1 protein-coding gene is annotated in these 344 nt (G+C 41.0%); it reads right to left on the bottom strand.

Features of this window, described 5'->3' with window-relative positions:
- Positions 1 to 341, bottom strand: a 341-nt coding sequence (locus SB775_RS28115) for a GerAB/ArcD/ProY family transporter (RefSeq protein ID WP_410864449.1), incomplete at its 3' end; no start/stop codon positions are given.
- Positions 342 to 344 lie beyond the last annotated feature (3 nt).

Genomic DNA, 344 nt, shown 5'->3' with positions numbered 1-344 from the left:
GGATACAAAATAAACGCAAGCTCAAAGCCGAGGAAGGATAAAACAGTTGTTTTGACTCCCTTTAAAACAGGTAGCCAGCCTTCTTTTAGCACAGGCAGCAAATGAATCAAATGTCCTTCCTGCATCGCAATAAAAAAAAGAGGAAGCATTATAATCATGCTTATACCTACGAACTCAGCATACCGCCCTATCATCCTGACTCCCTGCCTCGCAAGCATGTGCTTCGGGATAATAAAAAGAATCATTAGGAAGTAATTGGCTGTTTGTGGCAGAACCCACGTTTGTGTGATGTGAATAGCTGCAAACAACGTGATAGTAAAGACAAACAGGCAATAAACAATGAA

It is taken from the genome of Peribacillus sp. SIMBA_075 (assembly GCF_046534585.1).
Note: the sequence above shows the minus strand (reverse complement) of the source record. Positions and strands in the feature narration are given on the sequence as shown.